This is a genomic window from Seonamhaeicola algicola (genome assembly GCF_007997385.1).
Taxonomy (GTDB): domain Bacteria; phylum Bacteroidota; class Bacteroidia; order Flavobacteriales; family Flavobacteriaceae; genus Seonamhaeicola; species Seonamhaeicola algicola.
In genome coordinates this window covers 359,572-380,872 of record NZ_VOSC01000033.1, presented here as the reverse complement: position 1 = coordinate 380,872, position 21,301 = coordinate 359,572, and the positions used below count along the sequence as shown (strand labels likewise).

The 21,301-nt window shown below is 31.9% G+C and carries 19 protein-coding genes; 10 read left to right on the top strand and 9 right to left on the bottom strand.

Going from position 1 to position 21,301, the window contains the following annotated elements:
• Positions 1-2 precede the first annotated feature (2 nt).
• The 3 genes from porG to FUA26_RS15295 form a co-directional block, all read right to left on the bottom strand.
• Complete coding sequence (porG, locus tag FUA26_RS15305) at positions 3-692, bottom strand: type IX secretion system protein PorG (RefSeq protein ID WP_147138133.1); 690 nt, start codon at positions 690-692, stop codon at positions 3-5.
• 110 nt (positions 693-802) lie between these two features.
• Positions 803-1,687 (bottom strand): NAD kinase, encoded by an 885-nt coding sequence (locus tag FUA26_RS15300; protein ID WP_147138130.1) that lies wholly within the window; start codon positions 1,685-1,687, stop codon positions 803-805.
• 27 nt (positions 1,688-1,714) lie between these two features.
• Positions 1,715-2,374, bottom strand: coding sequence for a CBS domain-containing protein (locus FUA26_RS15295; RefSeq protein WP_147138127.1), 660 nt, complete (start codon positions 2,372-2,374; stop codon positions 1,715-1,717).
• Between the two features lie 195 nt (positions 2,375-2,569).
• On the opposite strand from FUA26_RS15295, the gene FUA26_RS15290 reads away from it, so the two are divergent.
• From FUA26_RS15290 to clpX, 6 genes are all read left to right on the top strand, one after another.
• A complete protein-coding gene (locus FUA26_RS15290; RefSeq protein ID WP_147138125.1) occupies positions 2,570-3,283 on the top strand; it encodes a pyridoxine 5'-phosphate synthase in 714 nt (237 codons plus the stop codon).
• A gap of 69 nt (positions 3,284-3,352) precedes the next feature.
• Positions 3,353-4,123, top strand: a complete 771-nt coding sequence (locus FUA26_RS15285; protein ID WP_147138122.1) for an alpha/beta fold hydrolase — start codon at positions 3,353-3,355, stop codon at positions 4,121-4,123.
• Between the two features lie 26 nt (positions 4,124-4,149).
• Positions 4,150-4,497, top strand: coding sequence for a phage holin family protein (locus tag FUA26_RS15280; protein WP_147138119.1), 348 nt, complete (start codon positions 4,150-4,152; stop codon positions 4,495-4,497).
• A gap of 207 nt (positions 4,498-4,704) precedes the next feature.
• Positions 4,705-6,033, top strand: a complete 1,329-nt coding sequence (tig, locus tag FUA26_RS15275) for a trigger factor (protein WP_147138116.1) — start codon at positions 4,705-4,707, stop codon at positions 6,031-6,033.
• A 132-nt stretch (positions 6,034-6,165) separates the two neighbouring features.
• On the top strand, positions 6,166-6,840 hold the full coding sequence (gene clpP / locus FUA26_RS15270; protein WP_147138113.1) for an ATP-dependent Clp endopeptidase proteolytic subunit ClpP: 675 nt from the start codon (positions 6,166-6,168) through the stop codon (positions 6,838-6,840).
• Positions 6,841-6,914: 74 nt separating this feature from the next.
• A complete protein-coding gene (gene clpX, locus FUA26_RS15265) occupies positions 6,915-8,147 on the top strand; it encodes an ATP-dependent Clp protease ATP-binding subunit ClpX (RefSeq protein ID WP_147138110.1) in 1,233 nt (410 codons plus the stop codon).
• Between the two features lie 238 nt (positions 8,148-8,385).
• On the opposite strand, the gene FUA26_RS15260 is transcribed toward clpX, so the two are convergent.
• On the bottom strand, positions 8,386-9,900 hold the full coding sequence (locus FUA26_RS15260) for a GH3 auxin-responsive promoter family protein (protein WP_147138107.1): 1,515 nt from the start codon (positions 9,898-9,900) through the stop codon (positions 8,386-8,388).
• A 42-nt stretch (positions 9,901-9,942) separates the two neighbouring features.
• Between FUA26_RS15260 and FUA26_RS15255 the strand changes: the two genes are divergently transcribed.
• Positions 9,943-10,734 (top strand): DUF2797 domain-containing protein, encoded by a 792-nt coding sequence (locus tag FUA26_RS15255; RefSeq protein ID WP_147138105.1) that lies wholly within the window; start codon positions 9,943-9,945, stop codon positions 10,732-10,734.
• Between the two features lie 50 nt (positions 10,735-10,784).
• On the opposite strand, the gene rpsU is transcribed toward FUA26_RS15255, so the two are convergent.
• From rpsU to FUA26_RS15240, 3 genes are all read right to left on the bottom strand, one after another.
• Positions 10,785-10,979: a 30S ribosomal protein S21 gene (rpsU, locus tag FUA26_RS15250; RefSeq protein WP_147138102.1), complete on the bottom strand. Its 195-nt coding sequence runs from the start codon at positions 10,977-10,979 to the stop codon at positions 10,785-10,787.
• A 101-nt stretch (positions 10,980-11,080) separates the two neighbouring features.
• Positions 11,081-13,723, bottom strand: a complete 2,643-nt coding sequence (locus FUA26_RS15245) for an AsmA family protein (protein WP_147138100.1) — start codon at positions 13,721-13,723, stop codon at positions 11,081-11,083.
• Between the two features lie 85 nt (positions 13,724-13,808).
• Positions 13,809-14,513, bottom strand: coding sequence for a queuosine precursor transporter (locus tag FUA26_RS15240; protein WP_147138097.1), 705 nt, complete (start codon positions 14,511-14,513; stop codon positions 13,809-13,811).
• A 70-nt stretch (positions 14,514-14,583) separates the two neighbouring features.
• Here FUA26_RS15240 and folK point away from each other — a divergent pair, with 70 nt between their 5' ends.
• Entirely contained in the window at positions 14,584-15,714 is a 1,131-nt protein-coding gene (gene folK / locus FUA26_RS15235; RefSeq protein ID WP_147138094.1) for a 2-amino-4-hydroxy-6-hydroxymethyldihydropteridine diphosphokinase, read from the top strand.
• Between the two features lie 4 nt (positions 15,715-15,718).
• On the opposite strand, the gene FUA26_RS15230 is transcribed toward folK, so the two are convergent.
• The gene (locus FUA26_RS15230; RefSeq protein ID WP_246109155.1) at positions 15,719-16,375 is read right to left on the bottom strand and encodes a class I SAM-dependent methyltransferase; all 657 of its coding nucleotides are present in this window, start codon (positions 16,373-16,375) and stop codon (positions 15,719-15,721) included.
• Positions 16,376-16,564: 189 nt separating this feature from the next.
• Here FUA26_RS15230 and FUA26_RS15225 point away from each other — a divergent pair, with 189 nt between their 5' ends.
• Positions 16,565-17,866, top strand: coding sequence for a hypothetical protein (locus FUA26_RS15225; protein WP_147138088.1), 1,302 nt, complete (start codon positions 16,565-16,567; stop codon positions 17,864-17,866).
• Here FUA26_RS15225 and FUA26_RS15220 read toward each other — a convergent pair.
• On the bottom strand, positions 17,863-18,405 hold the full coding sequence (locus FUA26_RS15220) for an RNA methyltransferase (protein ID WP_147138086.1): 543 nt from the start codon (positions 18,403-18,405) through the stop codon (positions 17,863-17,865). The genes FUA26_RS15225 and FUA26_RS15220 overlap by 4 nt on opposite strands.
• 193 nt (positions 18,406-18,598) lie before the next feature.
• Here FUA26_RS15220 and mutS point away from each other — a divergent pair, with 193 nt between their 5' ends.
• A complete protein-coding gene (gene mutS / locus FUA26_RS15215; protein WP_147138084.1) occupies positions 18,599-21,211 on the top strand; it encodes a DNA mismatch repair protein MutS in 2,613 nt (870 codons plus the stop codon).
• The last annotated feature ends 90 nt before the right edge of the window (positions 21,212-21,301 follow it).

Genomic DNA, 21,301 nt, shown 5'->3' with positions numbered 1-21,301 from the left:
TTTTAGTTTACGCAGTAACATGGGTTTTCGCCAAAGGTATAGGTTAGGGTTATACCAGAAAACATGTACCAATCGTTATTATTTATGTTACCAAACCTATATGGTTGGTTGCTGGCTTCGCTGGGTGTGCTACCTTCAATTTCATCAGTAAAGGTGTAGCGTGCACCAACTTCAACGCCAATTACAATATTATCAATAAACGTGGCTTTGTACCCAAGTGTCATGGGTATGCCTAACGTCCAGCTAGAAACATTTTCAGATGTTTGAATGCCATTAGCCGGATAGTAATAATTATCAAATTTAGTAGCAACCAAGCCCGTGTGTAGGTAAGGTGCGCCTATTTTTCGTTCATTATGTAAATTAAACTCGGTAAAGGTAAATTCCATACCAAGTGATACTTCTAGTAGGTTAGAGTCAAACTCATAGCCTCTTTGAATACGTCTTGGGTCATCGGCATCAACATCCATCGCTTTCAAATCAGAATATATAACACTGGCTCTCCACGAGTGTCTTGAGCTAGCATTCCATTTATACAAAAATCCTAAAGCGGGTGCGTTAGGGGCAATGTATTTGGTTGAACCTAAATCTCCAATAAAATTACTACCACCAACGTATATGCCAATTTCATTAATTTGAGCATGACTTACATGAATGGTTAAAACACTAATTACTAATACTATTAAATGCTTCATAGGTGTTTAAAAGTTTGCAAATATAATAAATAAGATTAGCCAATTGTAATTTGAGCTAAATTGTATTAGTGTTAAACAGTAATTCTTGTAAAATATTGTGAAATATAGGGTTAATTACGCTTATCTTCTCCCCAAAGTAATTTTTTACGTAAGGTGTTTAAAAAGCTTTCATTCAATAAATCTATCATTTTTATTTTGAAATTGGCCTTTTTAATTTTTATTATGGTGCCATTATCTAGGGTTGCAATTCTAGAATCTAATGATATTAAGTGTTGTTCTTCTCTACTATCTACCTTTAATTGAATTTCAGTGTCATCAGGAATTACAAGGGGTCTTGCTCCTAAATTATGTGGTGCAATAGGTGTTAAAACAAAATTGCTAGCACCTGGTGTTATTACAGGGCCACCACAACTTAATGAATAGCCTGTTGAGCCTGTTGGTGTGGCAACAATAAGGCCGTCACTCCAATAGGAGTTTAGGTAGGCGCCATCTAAATAGGTTTCAACAGTTATCATTGATGTTGAATTTTTTCTGCTTACTGAAACTTCGTTTAAAGCAAAGTTTAATGATGTTATATCGGTGTTTTCAGGGCTAGTTTCAACAGATAATAAACTTCTTTCAGATATTTTATATTTGCCGTCAATTATGTTTTGAATGGCGCTTTCAATTTCATCAACATGAATAGTTGCTAAAAAACCTAAACGCCCTGTATTTATACCAATTACAGGAATACCTAAATCTTTAATAAACATGGTTGATCTTAAAATTGTACCATCGCCGCCAATACTTACCAAAAAATCAAAAGTAGTATCTAACTCTGTAAATGTTTTGTAGTTGTTAAAATCTTTTATATTGTGATTTTCAACAGCAATAAGCTCATGAAAATGCGTTTCAATGTAGGCATCAATATTTTTTTTAACTAAAAAGTTAACTAATGTTTCAACTGATGCTGGTGTTGTTTTGTTATAGTATCGTCCAAAAATGGCAACTTTCATGTGGGTGCGTTTTGTGTTGTTTAGTGTTTAAATGTTTAGGTATTTGTTTAAATAATCTGAGCGTTCTTTTAAATTTTTAATATAGCTATCCTCTTCATGGCCAGCTGCAATTTTGTAGCTGTAGCGCCTAAAGGTTTGTATAATATCGTTTAAGCCAGTGTTGCCTATTTTTATAGTTATTTGTGCAATATCATTAGTCATTTTTGAAATAAATGCACCTAAAAGTTTTCCGTTGTTAGATTCTACTATTTGACTAATTTCACTAAAAGAATAGTCGTTTATTCCCTTTTCAACCACTAAAACACCGCCTGCGTAGTTAAAAAAAGGCGCTTCATTAAAAAGGCCAATAATATCGTTTAATTCATAATAGCCTAAATAGTTGTTGTTTTCATCTAAAACCGGCATAATGTTAGATGAGTTTTGAGCAAAAGCCTCTAAAACATCAAGCCATAAGGTGGAGTCTCTTACAAAAAAATCTTCCGAAGCATATAAATATTCGCTAATACTTTTGTTGCTATCAAAGCAATGTACATCCGTTTCAAATAAAACGCCCATAAAAACACCGTTGGCATCATTTACAGGAATGTGTGAATAGGTAAGCTGATTAAATAAAAGCTGTAAATCTTCAACTTTACTTGTGCTTTCAATTGGTTTTATGTCGTTTATAATGAATTCTTGTAGTTTCATAATACTGTAATATACTCACGCAAATTAATTAAAAAATAGTACTTAAGTTGATTAAGCCTTGTGATTTTCTTGTTAAAAAACATACAAACTAAGTTTTATACTTCAAAATTTAGTTCTATTTAAATAAATACTGTGGTAGTAAATGAATTTTTAAATGAAAAAAATCATATACTTTTGTGTTTTAAAATTGAATTTATGGCAAAGTTAAGTGTAAACATTAACAAAATAGCAACTTTAAGAAATTCTAGAGGCGGTAATGTGCCCAATGTAGTGCAATTTGCAAAAGATGCGCAGCGTTTTGGGGCTCAGGGCATAACTATACACCCAAGGCCAGATGAAAGACATATACGCTACCAAGATGCACATGATTTAAAAGAAGCTGTTTACACCGAGTATAATATTGAAGGCAACCCAATACCTAAGTTTATAGATTTGGTGTTGCAAGTAAAGCCAACCCAAGTTACGTTAGTGCCCGATGCTGAAGATGCTATAACAAGTAACGCTGGTTGGGATACCATAAAACACAAAGATTTTTTAGTAGATGTTATAAAAGAATTTAAGCAAAATGGTATTAGAACATCTATTTTTGTTGATCCGGTTTTAAACTTAGTTGAAGGCGCCAAAGAAACAGGAACAGACAGGATTGAATTGTACACTGAAGCCTTTGCGCATAATTATGTACAAGGCAATAATGAAGGTGTAAAACCATATACCGCATGTGCTGAATTAGCCAATAAATTAGGAATGGGTGTAAACGCAGGACACGATTTGTCTTTAGATAACATTCAATTTTTTAAAGAACATATTCCGGGGCTTTTAGAGGTCTCTATTGGTCATGCTTTGGTGGCTGAAAGTTTGTATTTAGGCGTAGAAAACGTAATACAAATGTATTTAAGAAAATTAAAGTAGTGGTTTTTCATTTGGCTCAATGGCGTGTTCGGTTAATTTTTTCGAAATTTTAAACCTTAGAAATTAAAAATGATATTACATTCAAATATAATAGGAGAGGGCAAACCATTTGTGATTTTACACGGTTTTTTAGGTATGAGTGATAACTGGAAAACATTAGGTAAACAGTTTAGCGAACAGGGTTTTCAAGTGCATTTAGTAGATCAGCGCAATCACGGGCGTAGTTTTTGGGATACTAATTTTAGTTATGAACTGCTAGCTGAAGATTTAAAAAACTATTGCGAAGCTCATAATTTAACCAACATTACATTGTTAGGGCACTCCATGGGAGGTAAAACAGCTATGTTGTTTGCTTGTACGTATCCAGAATTTGTGTCAAAATTAATGGTAGCCGATATTTCACCTAGGTTTTATCCGGTACACCATCAAGATATTTTAGAAGGGTTGAGTGCTTTAAATTTTTCAGAAATAAAAAATAGAACAGAAGCCGATGCGGCACTAGCCAATTATGTAACCGATTTTGGAACACGCCAATTCTTACTCAAAAATTTATATTGGGTTGAAAAAGGTCAGTTAGGTTTACGTATTAATTTAGAGGTTTTAAAGGCAGAAGTGGCTGAGGTTGGAGAATCATTAGCAGCCCATTTGCAATTTAATGGCAGTGCTTTGTTTTTAAAAGGAGACAGATCTGAATATATTAGTGCTGAAGATGAGCGCCTAATATTAAACCAGTTTCCAAACGCCAATATAGCAACCATTGCCAATGCGGGTCATTGGTTGCATGCCGAAAACCCTAAAGACTTCTACAAAGCAGTTTTAAAGTTTCTTGATATTTTGTAAATTGTAAAAAACAAACATTGTAGAAAATGAAACTTATAATAAAACTTTTACTAAACGCCTTAGCTGTATTTGTGTTAGCACATGTGTTTACGGGTGTTGAGGTTAATAACTATGTAACCGCGTTAATTGTGGCTGTAGTATTATCAGTATTAAACTTATTTGTAAAGCCTATTTTGGTAATTCTTACATTGCCAATAACCATAGTTACATTAGGTTTATTTTTATTGGTAATTAACGCCTTTATTATTTTGTTAGCCGATAATTTAATTGATGGTTTTTCAGTAAGTAGTATCTGGACGGCTATACTTTTCAGTATTCTGCTTTCAATATTACAATCTATATTACATTCATTACTAAAAGAAGATAAAAAATAGCCTTATAATCAGTAGGTTAAAAACTTTGTTAGGATGTAAAAATGTATTACTTTTGCATCCCAATTTTAAGCACTTAAACATTACAAGCAATTTGCTAAAATGGTTTTTGTTTAAAGTTGAGTTTCCCTAGTTTGTCACTACACTATTTTAAAGTGCCAAAGGAAATTAATTAATAATAATTGCCAAAAGGCTATATATCATTTAAAAATGAACATTACAAGAGAAAACGTTGATGCATTAAATGCGGTAGTAAAAGTAGATATTGCTAAAGAAGATTATAGCGATAAGGTTGAAAAAATATTATCAGATTACCGTAAAACAGCAAACATACCAGGTTTTAGAAAAGGGCATGTGCCAATGGGTATGGTAAAAAAACAATACGGTAAAGCTGTATTGGTTGATGAGGTAAACAAACTTTTACAAGATGCTTTAAATAAATATTTAACCGAAGAAAAGTTAGATGTTTTAGGGCAACCATTACCAAAACCTCAAGATGATATAAATTGGGATGCTGAAGCTTTTTCGTTTGAATTTGAATTAGGCTTAGCACCAGCATTTGATGTAAACATCAAAGGAAAAAAAGCCATTACGCACTACAATATAGTTGCCGATGATAAAATGATTGATGAGCAAATTGAGCGCATACAAAAACAGTACGGTAAATTAGTATCTCAAGACACAGTTGAAAAAGACAGTGAAATTACCGGAACTTACAAAAACGAAGAAAAAGAAATTGATAACACAGTTACAATAACTTTAGATAAGTTTAAGGGTAAAACAACCGAAAAACAGTTTGTAGGCGCAAAAGTTGGTGATGTAATTACACTAAAAACTAAAGGCTTGTACAATGATGAGCATGAATTAATGCATGCATTAAAATTAGGCCATGATGAAGTACACGGTTTAGATATTGAAGTAACATTTACAATTACTGAAATTAACAAACGAGAATTGGCAGATTTAGATCAAGATTTATTTGATAAACTTTTTGGGGAAGGCGTTGTAAAAACAGTTACAGAATTAAAAGATAAAATTAAAGAAGATGCAGAAAAGCAGTTTGCGCAACAAGCAGACCAAAAGCTTTTAAACGACGTAACTGAATATTTAGTTGAAAACACAAAATTTGATTTACCAGCTGAGTTTTTAACCAAATGGTTACAAACAGCAGGCGAAAAACAATTAGATGACGAGCAAGCTAAAGAAGAATATGAAAAATCTGAAAAAAGCTTACGTTACCAATTAATTGAAGGTAAATTAATTGAAGAGAACGACGTTAAAGTAACTATGGATGATATAAAAAATCATGCAAAAGAAATGATAAAAGCTCAAATGGCTCAGTTTGGTCAAATGAATCCTTCTGATGAAGAATTAGATGGTATTGCAGCACGCGTATTATCAAACCAAGATGAAGCCAGAAGAATTTCTGAGCAGTTAATAAGCCAAAAATTATTAGAAGTTTACAAAGAAAAAGCTAACTTAAAAGTTAAAGAATTAAGTTATGAAAACTTTGTTAAAGAAGTGTATGGCGATAAATAATTAAGAGAATAATTCCTTATATTTAGGCGCTTAAACGGTATTGTTTAAGCGCTTTTTTGTTAAAAAACATACCTGTTATATTATAATTTAATTATATCTAGATGTAAATCAGGTATTTAAATAAAAACAACTATGGATTACGCAAAAGAATTTGAAAAATTCGCAATAAAAGACCAAGGTATTAGCAGTACATACTACAATAAAATTATGAGTAGCATGTACCCAACAAACTTAACACCTAATATAATTGAAGAACGCCAAATGAACATCGCTATTTTTGATGTGTTTTCGCGTTTAATGATGGACAGAATCATCTTTATGGGTACCGCCATTAATGATCAAGTAGCAAACATCATACAAGCACAATTATTATTTTTAGAAAGTACAGACCCTAATAAAGATATTCAAATATACATAAACTCTCCAGGAGGTAGTGTTTATGCAGGTTTAGGTATTTATGATACCATGCAATTTATAAAGCCTGATGTTGCTACCATTTGTACAGGTATGGCAGCTTCAATGGGGGCAGTATTATTATGTGCCGGTGAAAAAGGTAAGCGTAGTGGCCTACCACACTCTAGAGTTATGATTCACCAACCACTTGGCGGCGCACAAGGGCAAGCAAGCGATATTGAAATTACAGCCAGAGAAATTTTAATATTAAAAGAAGAGCTTTACAAAATTATTAGTAAGCATTCAGGGCAAGATTACGACAAAATATACCAAGATAGTGATAGAGATTACTGGATGAAAGCCGATAAAGCTAAAGAATACGGTATGATTGACGAAATTTTAACAAGAGATTAAAATAAAAATTTGTAACTTTAATTTATTGTAAATTAAATGTTTACAATTAATTTTATCAAAACCAAGATTGATTAATGGCAAAAGAAGAGTTAGAATGTTCATTTTGTGGTAGAAAAAAATCAGAAACCAACTTATTAATAGCTGGTTTAGATGCTCACATTTGTGATAGATGTATTGAGCAAGCACATGGTATTGTGTTAGAAGAATCTAAACAAAATGAAAGTAATGATTTATCAGCAGAATTAAAACTACGCAAGCCTCAACAAATAAAATCGTTTTTAGATGAGTACATAATTGGGCAAGACACTACTAAAAAAGTAATGGCTGTTGCAGTTTACAATCACTATAAACGTTTATTACAAACGCCAACTCAAGACGATATTGATATTCAAAAAAGTAATATCATTATGGTTGGGCAAACCGGTACAGGTAAAACATTAATGGCTAAAACCATTGCAAGAATGTTAAATGTGCCGTTAGCTATTGTTGATGCTACTGTTTTAACAGAAGCTGGTTATGTAGGTGAAGATGTTGAAAGTATATTAACACGTTTATTACAAGCAGCAGATTATAACTTAGAAAAAGCACAAAAAGGTATTGTGTTTATTGATGAAATAGACAAAATTGCTCGTAAAAGTGATAATCCATCTATTACGCGCGATGTTTCAGGTGAAGGTGTTCAGCAAGCTTTATTGAAACTTTTAGAAGGAACAGTAGTTAACGTGCCACCAAAAGGAGGACGTAAACACCCCGATCAAAAGTTTATTGAAGTTAACACTGAAAATATTTTATTTATTGCGGGTGGTGCTTTTGATGGTATTGAGCGTGTTATTACAAAACGATTAAACATGCAAGCCGTTGGTTATAGCGCATCAAAATCTGATGATGTTATTGATAATAATAACCTGTTACAATACATTATTCCAAAAGATTTAAAAGACTTTGGTTTAATACCCGAAATAATTGGGCGTTTACCTGTGCTTACACACATGGATCCTTTAGATGCTAAAACACTTAGAGCTATTTTAACAGAGCCTAAAAATGCCATTATAAAACAGTACAAAAAACTGTTTGAAATGGATGAAATAGATTTTTCTATTACTGATGGTGCTCTAGAATTTATTGTAAATAAAGCTATAGAATATAAATTAGGAGCCAGAGGTTTACGTTCACTTTGTGAAGAAATATTAACCGATGCTATGTTTGAGTTACCAAGTTCTGATGAAAAGAAACTAAACGTAACAAAAGCTTATGCGGAAGATAAACTAACAAAAACTACATTAAAAAAGCTTAAGGCTGTTTCTTAAAAGTAGTTTTAAACGAAAAAAAACCACGCAATTTGCGTGGTTTTTTTGTTATATGGATGTTTTAATTAATAATAAACATTATGGAATTAGTTCCTAGTTTTTTGCTTATTTATTGTAAATGTATGTTTAAAATCTTTGTGAGCAAAGCTACTTTTAAGTGTTTTAGATGATTAGACCAAATACTCGTTTAAAAACTTAAAAGGTAGTATTTTAATTGGTGTTTTAACGATTAAAATTTTTAAACATTCAATTTTAAAAGCTCATCTAAATAATCTCGGGTATTTGAAAGCCTTGGTATTTTATGTTGTCCGCCTAATTTATTATTCACTTTAAGCCAATCATGAAAAAGTTGCTGTCGTGCAATATTAATTTTGGGTTTATTAAGTGTAATATTATTGTAGCGTTTAGCTTCGTAATCAGAGTTTAATGCTTTTAATGCATTATCAAAAAGTTCACTAAAATAATCAAAGTCGTTAGGTGGTGTTTTAAATTCAATAAGCCATTCATGGGCGCCTTTTTCTTTACCTTCCATAAAAATAGGAGCAGCTGTAAAATCAACTATTTCAGCTTTTGTGCGTTTGCAAACTTTTTTTAGAGCTTGTTCAGCGTTTTCAATAATAAGTTCTTCGCCAAAAACATTAATATGATGTTTGGTACGCCCCGATATTTTTATTCGATAAGGGTTTAATGATGTAAACCTTACAGTATCACCAATTTTATAACGCCATAAACCAGCGTTAGTTGTTATAATTACTGCGTAGTTTTTATTTAGTTCTACTTGGCTAAGTGGTATGGCTTTTTCTTCTGAAGTAGCATAAATATCCATAGGTACAAACTCATAAAAAATACCATAATCTAACATAAGTAGTAATTCGCTAGAGTTGTTTTGGTCTTGTATAGCAAAAAAACCTTCCGAAGCATTATATATTTCATAATACCTAAAATCTTTTTTTGGCAGAATTTTTTTGTACTGGTCTTTGTATGGAGTAAAGCTTACGCCGCCATGAAAATAAACTTCTAAATTTGGCCATACGTCAAACAAGCTGTTTTTACCCGTAGTTTCTAAAACATTGTTAAGTAATACTAGCATCCATGATGGTACACCCGCTAAACTTGTAACATTTTCATTAATAGTTTCATTAACAATGGCTTGCATTTTGTGTTCCCAATTGCTCATTAATGAAACTTTATTGCTTGGTGTGCTGCTAAATTCTGCCCAAAAAGGCATATTATCAATTAAAATAGCCGATAAATCACCAAAAGCAGTACCGTTTTCTTTGTATAATTCTTTGCTGCCGCCAAGGCGTAAGCTTTTGCCTGTAAATAGTTGAGAGTTTTCATTATTGTTTAAATACATACACAGCAAATCTTTACTGGCAGCGTAATGGCAATCTTCTAAAGACTCTGTACTAACAGGAATAAATTTACTTTTAGCTCTGGTGGTACCGCTAGATTTTGCAAACCATTTTATAGGTGTTGGCCAAAATAAATTATTTTCGCCGCGTCTAGAGCGTTCAATAACATCTTGCCATCCGTCATAATTTTTTATAGGAATACGTTCTGCAAAAGTTTGATAGTTGTTAATAGAAGCAAAATCATATTGTTTGCCAATTTCGGTGTCTTTTGCAATATCTAAAAGGTTTAAAAGTAACTCGTTTTGTACTTCATTAGGGTATTTTAAGAACAATTCAATTTGATGAAAACGTTTCTTAAGAAACCATGAAGCAATAGAATTAACTAAAGGAATTGGCATATTTATTCTATCTTTATTTTTTTAAAAATAATATTTTTTTTCATGTTCTACCAAGGTGTTTTAACAAAAATGGCAACGGAGTTTTCAAATCCAATTCAATACTATTTAGTTTTTGAAAACGATTTTATCAATATAAACCAATTGCTTAACAAAACAATTACAATGCAGTTTGTTAAGTATCAATGTTTAAACTGCGGATTAGATAAGCCTATTTACCGCCAAGGTTTTGATAAACAATGCTTTTTTGAAGTACCACAAGCAGCCGATTGGATTATGAGGCCAGAGTTAAGTAAAGCACATTTGGGTATTGAAGACCGTGATTTAGCCTATGAAAAAAAGGCACAGCTACAACCACACATTGTATATTTAGCTAATTCAAGCAATGTAAAAGTAGGTGTAACCAGAAAAAATCAAGTGCCAACACGTTGGATTGATCAAGGTGCACACGAAGCTATTGAAATTGTTGAAGTGCCAAACCGCTATTTAGCAGGAATTACCGAGGTGGCGTTAAAAGAGCATGTTGCGGATAAGACCAATTGGCGAAAAATGCTTAAAAATGATATTGAAGATGAAAATTTAGTTGAATGGCGTGAAAGGTTAAAAGATTTAATACCTGATGAAGCTAAAGACTATTTCATTCAATCTAATACAGAAACTAACTTAGAGTTTCCTGTGTTTAAATATCCGGAGAAGCCTAAAAGTTTAAATATTATAAAGGCACAAACTTATACAGGTAAACTTGTTGGAATAAAAGGACAGTATTTAATTTTTGAAGACGAAACTGTTTTTAATGTTAGGGCCAATGAAGGTTTAGTGGTTAAAATTAGCGTATAAAAAAAGTTCGTGTTTTAATCACGAACTTTTAATTGTTTTCACGAAGCATTTTAAACTTCTTCTTGGTCTCTTAAGTTTTGAATATAAGAGGCTTTTTGTATTTCACGACGTCTTTTTACTGATGGTTTTGTGTAAAATTGACCGTCTCTTAAATTCTGCATTACTTTTACATTACGGTGTTTTCTTTTGTAGCGTTTTAAGGCACGCTCTATGTTTTCACCTTCTTTAATAATAATTTTTAACATTAATATGTTTTTGAGTTGTTACCGCAGTATAGGTTTTTCCTTTTGCGCAGGGTACAATGTAAACTTTTTAATGTAATAACCTAATAATATTTAATATACTTTTAGTTTACGGTATCTTTTTTCTTCTTTTTTAATAAACCACCTAAAACATTTTTTACGCTTTCTTCAATAGTGGGTTTAGGTGTAGTTGTGGCGTTTGTGTTGTTATTTTGTGCTTGTGTAGTAGTAGTGGTATCGGTAGTTGTTTTGGTTTTGTTGCCTAAAAGTCCGCCTATTAAATCGGTTACTTTGTCTTTTCCTTTGTTTAATAATTTTTGCTTTTCAATTTCAACTAATTGTTTTGTTAGGTTGGTAACAGCCGATTTTAAATCGGTTTTAACCGTTGGAGACGTGTAGCTACCAACAATATTGGCTGTAACAGGTACGGTTATGTTTTTAACATCATCAGTGTTTATTTTGCCTATTAACTGGTTTACTTCACTGCCTAAATATTTAGCAGGAATATTAAATACGGCATTATAGTTTAAAGTTTTGTCAAATTTATGGTCGCCAGAAACGGTTATAGAAATATCTTCATATTTTAAATTAAATGGTTTTACACTTACGCCACCATTAGCAAACTCTAACTTTGTTTTAATATCTTTTAAATTTAGTTTTTCAAAATCAATAAAATTTAAATGGCTTTCTAAGGCATTAAATAATTGCCCTTTGTTAGCATTTACTTTTGTACTTAATAATTCGGCTAAGGCAGATCCTGAAATACTGGCTAAATCTGGTGTAAATTCTTCGTTTAAATTACCTTTAAAATGTAAGGTAGAATTTAATTTGCCTTGTAATAATTTGGCAATAGGCGCTAGGTTTTGAAGTAGCTCCATGTTGGTGAAAGATTGCGCAATATCAAACCCGTCAATACCTAAATTTAAATCGAATGTTGGTGTTTTTTCTTTTGTTGAAACATTGCCTATTAACGCAATAGAACCATCAAATAAGCTAGATGTAACATCTTTTAAAGTGGCTTGTTGGTCTTTAATAACTAATGAGCCAGTAACATTTTTTAAATTTAAATTATCATACACTACGGTTTTAGCGTTGGCATTTATGGTACAATCTAAAAACGCAGGAATTTTTAATGATTCTTCATTACTTGTTGTTTTATTACTGGTTTCAGCAGTGGTGTCTTCAGTCATAAAATCGCTTACTTTAAAAAGGTTGGCGTTTACATTGAAGTTGCCTTTTAACGTGTTGTTGCTTAATAAAAAACCTAATAAGTTTTCAATTTTACCTGTTGCATTTAAATCGCTTTCGCCAGTTTTAGCATTGAAATTATTTAACAAAACGGTGCCAGGATTAAATGTTATGTTGGCTGTTGAAATGTGAATTGGATTTACAATATCTTCAGAAGAAAACACAAAATCTTTTATACTTGCAGAGCCATTGTTTTTAATGCGCTGATAAGCGTTGGTTTCAATGGCATTCATATCAAAAGCAGTGTTTAGTTTAGCTTCTAAAATGCCGCTAAGTGTTTTGTTAAACTCAACAGGGTAAACCTTAGTTATGTTTCCTAAATTTAATTTACCATCAACATGGGCGTTTACAAACATGTTTTTAGTAATGTTTTTTAGGGTTGCCGATGCTTTAAAAACATCTTCATCAATTTTAAAGTTTAATTTATCAATATTTATGTACGTATCATCAATATTGCCTGTTGTGTTTTTTATGCTTGTGTTAATGGCAATTTGCTCAACGCTTTTGGGTAAATTAGGGTATTTAAAAGAGGCGTTGTTTGATGTAATATTAATATCTAAATTGGGTATGGTTTCTTCTGAGCTTAAGCCTTGTATTTTTCCTTTAATTTTAAAATCGCCAGTGGTTGTAATATTGTCTAGGTTTTGCGTGTATGCTTTGGGCATTACACCTAAAAAATCTTTAAATGAAGATTCAGGGTTTTCAAATGTAATATTAATAAGTTGTCCGTTTTCTTTTTGTTGTACAGAGCCATTAAATTTTAAGGGTAGTTTATTTATAAACCCTTTGTTGTCTTTAAAGGTGTAAATACTATTTTTTAAATCTAGGCCAATAATAGCATCAAGTTTTAGTGTGTTGTTTTCTAAGTAGTTGGTGCTATCCATTTTAAAGCTAATGTTAGCTTCGCTAGTTGTGTTTAATTCAGAAGTTTCAGCAGAAAAAACACCATTTCCTTTGTGGTTTAGTTCAGATAAGTGCATGTGCATATTTGAAGCTTCATCAATATAAGTTAATGCACTATTGTTAATGCTATAGTTTTCAATACTGAATGAAAAACTGTCTGATTCTTCGTCTTGCGCCGGAATATTTTCGGTTTTTTTTACAATATCATAATTGGTATTACCAAACTTATCGGTTTTTAGTGTTAAAAGCGCTTCGTCAATATTAAAAGCATTTACAGTAATTGGTGCATCGGCTGCTTTTTTAAACACTTCATTAATAGGCATTGAAAACGCAATACTTTTAACGGTGGCTAGGGTTTCGTCTTTAAAAGGTTCAAAATTTGTAATAACCAAATCGTTTACAGATACGTGTGCTTGCGGAAAATCTTTAATAAAGCTAAGGCTAACATCGCTAAATTCTACATTAGCATTTAGGTTTTGGTTAATGTAGCGTTTTACTATTTCAGCAATTTGCGATTGAAAAGCAAAAGGCAACGCAATTAGTAAAGCTATGATTATAAGTGTAATTATGCCGGCAATTTTTAGGGCTTTTTTCATACAGAAAAATCTTTTTATTAAATATACGGAAGACGTTTCAGTTTGGTTGAGTTTTTAAGAAAGTTTAATATAAATTTAATTTTTTCTACATAAAATCAATCTCTTCGTCTACTTTCAAATTAAAACGTTTTCTAAACAAATACACGCCTAAATACATAAAAGGCGTATCAAAAGCAGCAACAATTACCTTAAATAGAAAGCCGCTTAGTAAAAGACCTAAAAATTTATCCCAAGCAATAATATTAAAAATGCATAGTAAACCAACAACCGTAAATGTATCTACAAATTGAGATAACCATGTAGAAAAGTTATTGCGCAACCACAGGTGTTTTCCTTTGGTGAGCTGTTTCCAGAAATGATAAATTTGAATATCTACAAACTGTGCAAATAAATAAGCCATCATACTAGCAAATACAGCTAAAATAGTATTGCCAAAAACGGTGTTAAACATATCATTGCTTACCGGAGACCACGGTGTTGCAGGTGCTAAACTTGAAGCATACACTATTAAAAGCGAGAAAAAAGATGCAAAAATACCTGTAACTACCACTTGGTTGGCCCGTTTTTTACCATAAATTTCGCTTATTAAATCAGTTATTAAAAAGGTTATTGGATATGGTAAAATGCCTACTGAAATTTCAAAAAGCTTGCTTCCAAAAATTTCAACATCAACTGGATACCAATAAAAAAATTTTTGAAATATTAAATTTGATACTACTAACGAAGTGATAAAAAGCGCACCCAAAAGCATATATATACGTTGGGCGGCTAGTTTGTTTTTAAGTTCCATGTGCATTGTGAATAAATACCTTTTGCAAATGTAAAATAAACCATTTACTTTTTTTTATTTTGCCTAATCTATGATGCAGCCCACTACATTTTACATAGCTTTAGGAAGCAATAAAGGCAATAAACTTGAAAATTTACAAACGGCAGTAAACACAATACATGCGCAGGTTGGTAATGTTAAGCTTATATCAAAAGTATATAAATCGGCTGCATTTGGTTTTGAAAGTGATGATTTTTTTAACGCCTGTTTGGTGCTTGAAAGTTATTTTACACCAAGTAAAGTACTGAAAAAATTATTAGCTATTGAAACAACTATGGGGCGCGTACGTACAAAAACTTCAGGTTATGAGGCCCGTGTGATAGATTTAGATGTTATTTTAGCTGAAGACCAAATTATTGATACAAAAACGCTAAAAGTACCGCATCCTGAAATGCAAAAACGCAAATTTGTATTGCAGCCACTGCATGATATAGCATCAAAAGTAAAACATCCTATTTTTAATAAAGATATAGCCCATTTGCTACAGGTTTGTGAAGACGAATCGGTTTTAGAACCCATTCAAATTTGGCTAAAAAACCCAAGGAAAGACTATAATTTTTCAAAGTTTAATTATATTGCTATTGAAGGTAATATTGGTGCAGGTAAAACAAGTTTGGCTACCATGATGGCGCAAGATTTTAACGCTAAATTAATTTTAGAGCGGTTTGCCGATAATCCTTTTTTACCCAAGTTTTATAAAGATGCGGTGCGTTATGCGTTTCCGTTAGAAATGTCTTTTCTTGCTGATAGATATCAGCAGATAAGTGACGATTTATCGCAGTTAGATTTGTTTAAAGATTTTATTGTAAGTGATTATGATGTGTTTAAATCATTGATTTTTTCAAAAATAACACTGCAAAATGATGAGTTTAAACTATACCGAAAACTTTTTTATTTAATGTATAAAGACATTGCAAAGCCAGAGTTGTATGTGTATTTATATCAAAATACCGAGCGGTTACAGCAAAATATAAAAAAGCGTGGTAGAAGTTATGAGCAAAGCATTGAAAACAATTATTTAGAAAAAATAAACGAAGGATATTTAGAATTTTTAAAAACACAAACCGATTTTAATACCAAAATTATTGATATTTCAAATATTGATTTTGTAAAAAACAGAGCCGATTATTTATGGCTTTTAAAGGAAATTTGTGATGTTTAAGTGTTTAGGTTTCTAAAAGAACTGTTGTTATTTTTCCTTTGCCTTCTTTTAAAAAATAGTTGTTTAAAACGGTTTGTTTTTTTGCCTTAAAATTAAAGGGATCTTGTAAAATATCTACACCACTATTGTGCTTAATTCTTATGCCTTGGCCAGAAATAATATTAATATTTGGGGTAAAATTACCCGTTGGTAAATGCTCAGTAATTATAAGGTATTTGTAATTTTTAAGTTGTTTGCAAATATGTGCAATTTCTTGGTTTGTTATGTGTTGTAAAACTTGCCTTAAAATAATACAATCTGCTTTTGGTAGAATTTCTTTAGAAATATCTAAACAATAAAACTCTAAATTTTCAGCCTTAAAAATTTGTTTGTTGCGTGTAATAAGTGGTTCAACAATATCAATGGCAGTGTATGTTTTGGTGTGTTTTACTAAGTTTTTGCCAATATTAAAATCGCCACAGCCTAAATCGCACACTGTTAAAGGTGTTTCAAAACTTTTTAAAAAGGTTAGTACACTATCTAAATAAGGCTTAATAATTTCGGGTAAATGTGAGCCTTCGCCAGAGTAAAAATCAAAATTATTACCACCCCAAAGATGTTGGTTGTAAATCTGCGTCATAGCAGCTTTTGTAGGCCATGGTTTTTTGTTTTTACGTTTCAAAATATATTGTAATAGTGCAAATATAGTGTTTCAGTAAAAAAAAGTAAAGGTATCTATTTTACAGGGGTTTTGGCTGTTTATTAAGTTGTGTTTTTATGAAGTGGAAGAAAAATGGCATAAAAATTGATTTAAAACTCATGTAGTTGTTAATCAGCTACATATAAATACCAAATCAAAATACAATATAAAATGAAAATTAAAACTACTTTAACCTACTTATTGTTACTTTTTTGCGCTATAACGTATGCTCAGCAAGAGCGCGGTATTACAGGCGATGATAATTGGCTAGACTATTGGGCAGAATTCAATCCAAAAACTGTAAAATATGGTGAGCCCAATTATATACTTACCGGAAGTATTGAAGAAAACATGACTTTAACTAAAAGAAACGTGTATTTGTTAAGCGGTAATGTGTTTGTAACCAATAATGCTACATTAACTATTGAGCCAGGAACCATAATTTTAGGTGATGTAGATTCTAAAGCTACACTTACAATTACTAGCGGTTCTAAAATTATGGCCCAAGGTACAGAAACCGATCCTATAGTTTTTACATCTAGTAGCTCTTTTAAAAAAGCGGGCGATTGGGGTGGAATAATAGTGTTAGGTAATGCGCCAACTAATAAGTTAGGTAAAGGTTCGGCAGTTGGGTATTACCCAAGCATAAGTGGTTCAGATTATGCCCAAACATTATTTGGAGGAACTGATGCTGATGCCAATTCAGGAGTTTTTAAATATGTTAGAATAGAATATGCGGGTAAAAAAACAAAACAAGCTAAATCATCAAATGCCTTAACTTTAGCGGCAGTAGGCAATAAAACACATTTTGAAAACGTAATAGTAAGTTTTTCTGGAGCTAATGCTATTAATGTGGTTGGGGGTAGTTTTAATATGGCGAAAATAGTATCATATAAATCAAAAGGTAGCGACTATAGTTTTAATACCGGCGCACAAGTAAATATTAGTAATTCGTTAGCGGTAAGGTCTCCTTACATATCTGGTTCTAGTGTGGCAAGGTGTATAAATGTGCTTTCTTTTGATAAAAACAAAGAAGCTATTTTAAGTGATGTTGAAACAACTGTTGTAGCTAAAAATATGACTGTATTAACTGATACTAAAGATTTAGAGTTTGATTTAAAATCGGGCCTAATTAGAGAAGCCATTTACGTTGGTGCAAATACGCGTTTTAAAATTGAAAATAGTGTAGTTTCTGGTTTCAGTAAAGCTGCTATTTTAGATGAGAATATTAAATTAAACACAGTAAACCTAGAGAAAATACAATTTGTAAATTCATATTTTAATAAATGTATAGGTAATATATATCAAGGCTATAGTGAGAATAATGAAGATTTAGAAAATTGGTACGGCAATCCAATATTTCAAAATCTATATTCTAAAGGAATACATTCAGAAACATTTATTAAGGTTGATGGGAACAAACCAGATTACAGATTACGTATAGAAAAAATTATTGCTATGCGAAAAAACTAAACGTTTGCCAGTAGTTGTAATTTAGAAAAAACATCCCAAACTACAACGCCACAACTCACTGATATATTTAAAGAGTGTTTTGTGCCATATTGCGGTATTTCAATAACAACATCACTTTGGTTTACTATGCTTTGTTGTACGCCTTTAACCTCGTTACCAAAAACAAGCGCGTATTTGGTATTAGGTTTAACTTTAAAATTATTTAGCATTGTAGCATTTTCTGCTTGTTCAATAGCGCAAACACTTATGTTTTCGGTTTTAAGTTTTTCAATAACATCAAGTGTGTTTTTTGCATATTCCCAAGTTACAGTTTCAGTGCTTCCAAGGGCGGTTTTATGTATGTCTTTATTTGGTGGTGTGGCAGTAATACCACACAGGTAAATTTTCTCAATTAAAAAAGCATCACTGGTTCTAAAAACCGAGCCAATATTGTTCAAACTTCGTATGTTATCTAAAACAATAATAATAGGTGTTTTTTCGGCATTTTTAAAAGCATCAACACTTAATCTATCTAATTCGCTATTTTTTAGTTTTCGCATTTATATATCTTCATTTAAAGCTATGTTGTAACATTGTTGAAAATCTGTGTGTAATTGTAAATAACTTGTGTTTTTTCAACTTAAATAACCCTGAAATTAATGGTACATTGCATGCTACAATTTTCACAAAAATAATATTAAAAAATTACTTTACCATTGGTAGATGCATGCCTAAAAAGGCAATTGAATAGTTATGGCAAAAAAAGCAAAGAAAGAAACTCCGTTAATGAAACAGTACAATGCCATAAAAGCAAAGTATCCTGATGCTTTGTTGCTGTTTCGTGTGGGCGATTTTTATGAAACCTTTGGTGAAGATGCTGTGAAAACTGCAGGTATTTTAGGTATTATTTTAACCAAGCGTGGTGCAGGTAGTGATAGCGAAACTGAGTTGGCAGGTTTTCCGCACCATTCATTAAATACGTATTTGCCTAAATTGGTTAAAGCGGGCGAGCGTGTTGCTATTTGTGATCAGTTAGAAGACCCAAAACAAACAAAAACCATTGTTAAACGCGGCGTAACTGAACTGGTAACACCTGGTGTAGCTTTAAATGATGAGGTTTTAGTATCAAAATCTAATAACTTTTTATGCTCGGTTTATTTTGATAAAAAATATATTGGTGTTTCTTTTTTAGACATTTCTACGGGTGAATTTTTAACCTCGCAAGGTAATGCAGAATACATTGATAAGTTGTTACAAAATTTTAATCCAAGTGAAGTGTTAGTGTCTAAACAAAAACGCAGTTTGTTTAATGATACTTTTGGAACAGATTTTCATACGTTTTATTTAGAAGATTGGGTATATCAAACCGATTATGCTTATGAAACTTTAATCAAGCATTTTAATACAAAAACCCTTAAAGGTTACGGTATTGAAGATTTGCACGAAGGTATTATAGCATCGGGTTCAGTTTTACATTATTTAGGCGAAACCCAACACCACAAGTTGCAACATATAACATCAATATCTAGAATTGCTGAAGATGATTACGTGTGGATGGATAAATTTACCATCAGAAATTTAGAGCTTTATCAATCTACTAACAACAATGCAGTTACCTTGCTTCAAGTAATTGATAAAACTATTTCTGCCATGGGTGGCCGTATGTTAAAACGTTGGTTGGCATTACCTTTAAAAAAGTTAGATAAAATAAAACAGCGCCATGAGGTTGTTAGTTTTTTAGCTTCAAACACACAAGTACATGAAAAAATACAGCATCATATAAAACACATTGGAGATTTAGAACGCTTAATATCTAAAATTGCTACCGCAAAGGTAAATCCGCGCGAGGTTATTCAGCTAAAAAATTCGTTAGAAGCCATTGTGCCCATTAAAGCCTTAGCCTCAAACAGTAGTAACGAGTCCCTAAAAATTATTGGCGAAAATCTTCAAAGTTGTGATATTCTTAGAAATAAAATTAAAGAAACCTTAAATGAAGATGCTCCAGTAAATGTACTTAAGGGAAATACTATTGCAGCGGGTTTTTCATCAGAGCTAGATGAATTAAGAAGCTTATCACAATCTGGAAAAAATTATTTAGATGATATGCTGCAACGCGAAAGTGAACGTACAGGTATTCCGTCACTAAAAATAGCATCAAATAATGTTTTTGGGTATTATATTGAAGTACGTAATACACACAAAGATAAAGTACCAGCAGATTGGGTTAGAAAACAAACCTTAGTAAGTGCAGAGCGCTATATTACCGAAGAACTAAAAGAGTATGAGGCTAAAATTTTAGGCGCTGAAGATAAAATACAAGCCATAGAACAACAATTATTTGCAGATTTAGTGGTTTGGATGGGGCAATACATAAAAGCAGTGCAACAAAACGCCCATTTAATTGGCCAATTAGATTGTCTTTGTGGTTTTGCACAATTAGCAAATGAAAATAATTACGTGTACCCAACAATTGATGAATCATTTGATTTAGAAATTAAAAACGGACGTCATCCTGTTATTGAAAAACAATTGCCTCTAGGCGAAGCGTACATAGCTAACGATGTGTTTTTAGATAGAACTGTACAGCAAATAATAATGATAACAGGGCCAAACATGTCTGGTAAATCGGCCATTTTAAGGCAAACAGCGCTTATTGTTTTATTGGCACAAATAGGAAGTTTTGTGCCTGCCGATACAGCTAGAATAGGGGTTATTGATAAAATATTTACACGAGTTGGTGCCAGTGATAATATTTCTATGGGAGAATCTACCTTTATGGTTGAAATGAATGAAACCGCTTCTATTTTAAATAACATGTCTGAAAGAAGTTTGGTACTTTTAGATGAAATTGGGCGAGGTACAAGTACCTATGATGGTATATCAATAGCTTGGGCAATAAGTGAATATTTACATGAGCATCCTGCCAAAGCAAAAACATTATTTGCAACCCATTACCATGAGCTTAATGAAATGACAGATACTTTTGAACGTATAAAAAACTTCAATGTATCAGTAAAAGAGTTGGAAGATAATGTGTTGTTTTTAAGAAAGTTAGTAGAAGGTGGTAGTGCGCATAGTTTTGGTATTCATGTAGCTAAAATGGCAGGCATGCCACAACAAGTACTGCACAAAGCCAATAAAATTTTAAAGAAATTAGAGCAATCACATTCTAGTGAAGAGTTAACAGATAAAGTAACAGCTGTTGAAAATGATATGCAACTTAGTTTTTTTAATTTAGATGATCCATTACTAGAAAATATAAAAGACGAAATTTTACACACTGATATTGATACACTTACACCTGTAGAGGCGCTTATGAAACTTAATGAAATTAAGCGTATGTTGGTAAAGAAAAAGCAAGCTTAAAATATTTTTTATTTATTTTTACAAAAAGGCTTTGTAGTTTATATAAAAGTTTTAAATTTGCATCCGCAATCGAGAGGTTGCACGCCTGAC

Coding starts and splice junctions, on each gene's coding strand:
- porG (WP_147138133.1), bottom strand. CDS start 692: ATGAAGCATTTAATAGTATTAGTAATTAGTGTTTTAACCATTCATGTA.
- FUA26_RS15300 (WP_147138130.1), bottom strand. CDS start 1,687: ATGAAAGTTGCCATTTTTGGACGATACTATAACAAAACAACACCAGCA.
- FUA26_RS15295 (WP_147138127.1), bottom strand. CDS start 2,374: ATGAAACTACAAGAATTCATTATAAACGACATAAAACCAATTGAAAGC.
- FUA26_RS15290 (WP_147138125.1), top strand. CDS start 2,570: ATGGCAAAGTTAAGTGTAAACATTAACAAAATAGCAACTTTAAGAAAT.
- FUA26_RS15285 (WP_147138122.1), top strand. CDS start 3,353: ATGATATTACATTCAAATATAATAGGAGAGGGCAAACCATTTGTGATT.
- FUA26_RS15280 (WP_147138119.1), top strand. CDS start 4,150: ATGAAACTTATAATAAAACTTTTACTAAACGCCTTAGCTGTATTTGTG.
- tig (WP_147138116.1), top strand. CDS start 4,705: ATGAACATTACAAGAGAAAACGTTGATGCATTAAATGCGGTAGTAAAA.
- clpP (WP_147138113.1), top strand. CDS start 6,166: ATGGATTACGCAAAAGAATTTGAAAAATTCGCAATAAAAGACCAAGGT.
- clpX (WP_147138110.1), top strand. CDS start 6,915: ATGGCAAAAGAAGAGTTAGAATGTTCATTTTGTGGTAGAAAAAAATCA.
- FUA26_RS15260 (WP_147138107.1), bottom strand. CDS start 9,900: ATGCCAATTCCTTTAGTTAATTCTATTGCTTCATGGTTTCTTAAGAAA.
- FUA26_RS15255 (WP_147138105.1), top strand. CDS start 9,943: ATGTTCTACCAAGGTGTTTTAACAAAAATGGCAACGGAGTTTTCAAAT.
- rpsU (WP_147138102.1), bottom strand. CDS start 10,979: ATGTTAAAAATTATTATTAAAGAAGGTGAAAACATAGAGCGTGCCTTA.
- FUA26_RS15245 (WP_147138100.1), bottom strand. CDS start 13,723: ATGAAAAAAGCCCTAAAAATTGCCGGCATAATTACACTTATAATCATA.
- FUA26_RS15240 (WP_147138097.1), bottom strand. CDS start 14,513: ATGGAACTTAAAAACAAACTAGCCGCCCAACGTATATATATGCTTTTG.
- folK (WP_147138094.1), top strand. CDS start 14,584: ATGATGCAGCCCACTACATTTTACATAGCTTTAGGAAGCAATAAAGGC.
- FUA26_RS15225 (WP_147138088.1), top strand. CDS start 16,565: ATGAAAATTAAAACTACTTTAACCTACTTATTGTTACTTTTTTGCGCT.
- FUA26_RS15220 (WP_147138086.1), bottom strand. CDS start 18,405: ATGCGAAAACTAAAAAATAGCGAATTAGATAGATTAAGTGTTGATGCT.
- mutS (WP_147138084.1), top strand. CDS start 18,599: ATGGCAAAAAAAGCAAAGAAAGAAACTCCGTTAATGAAACAGTACAAT.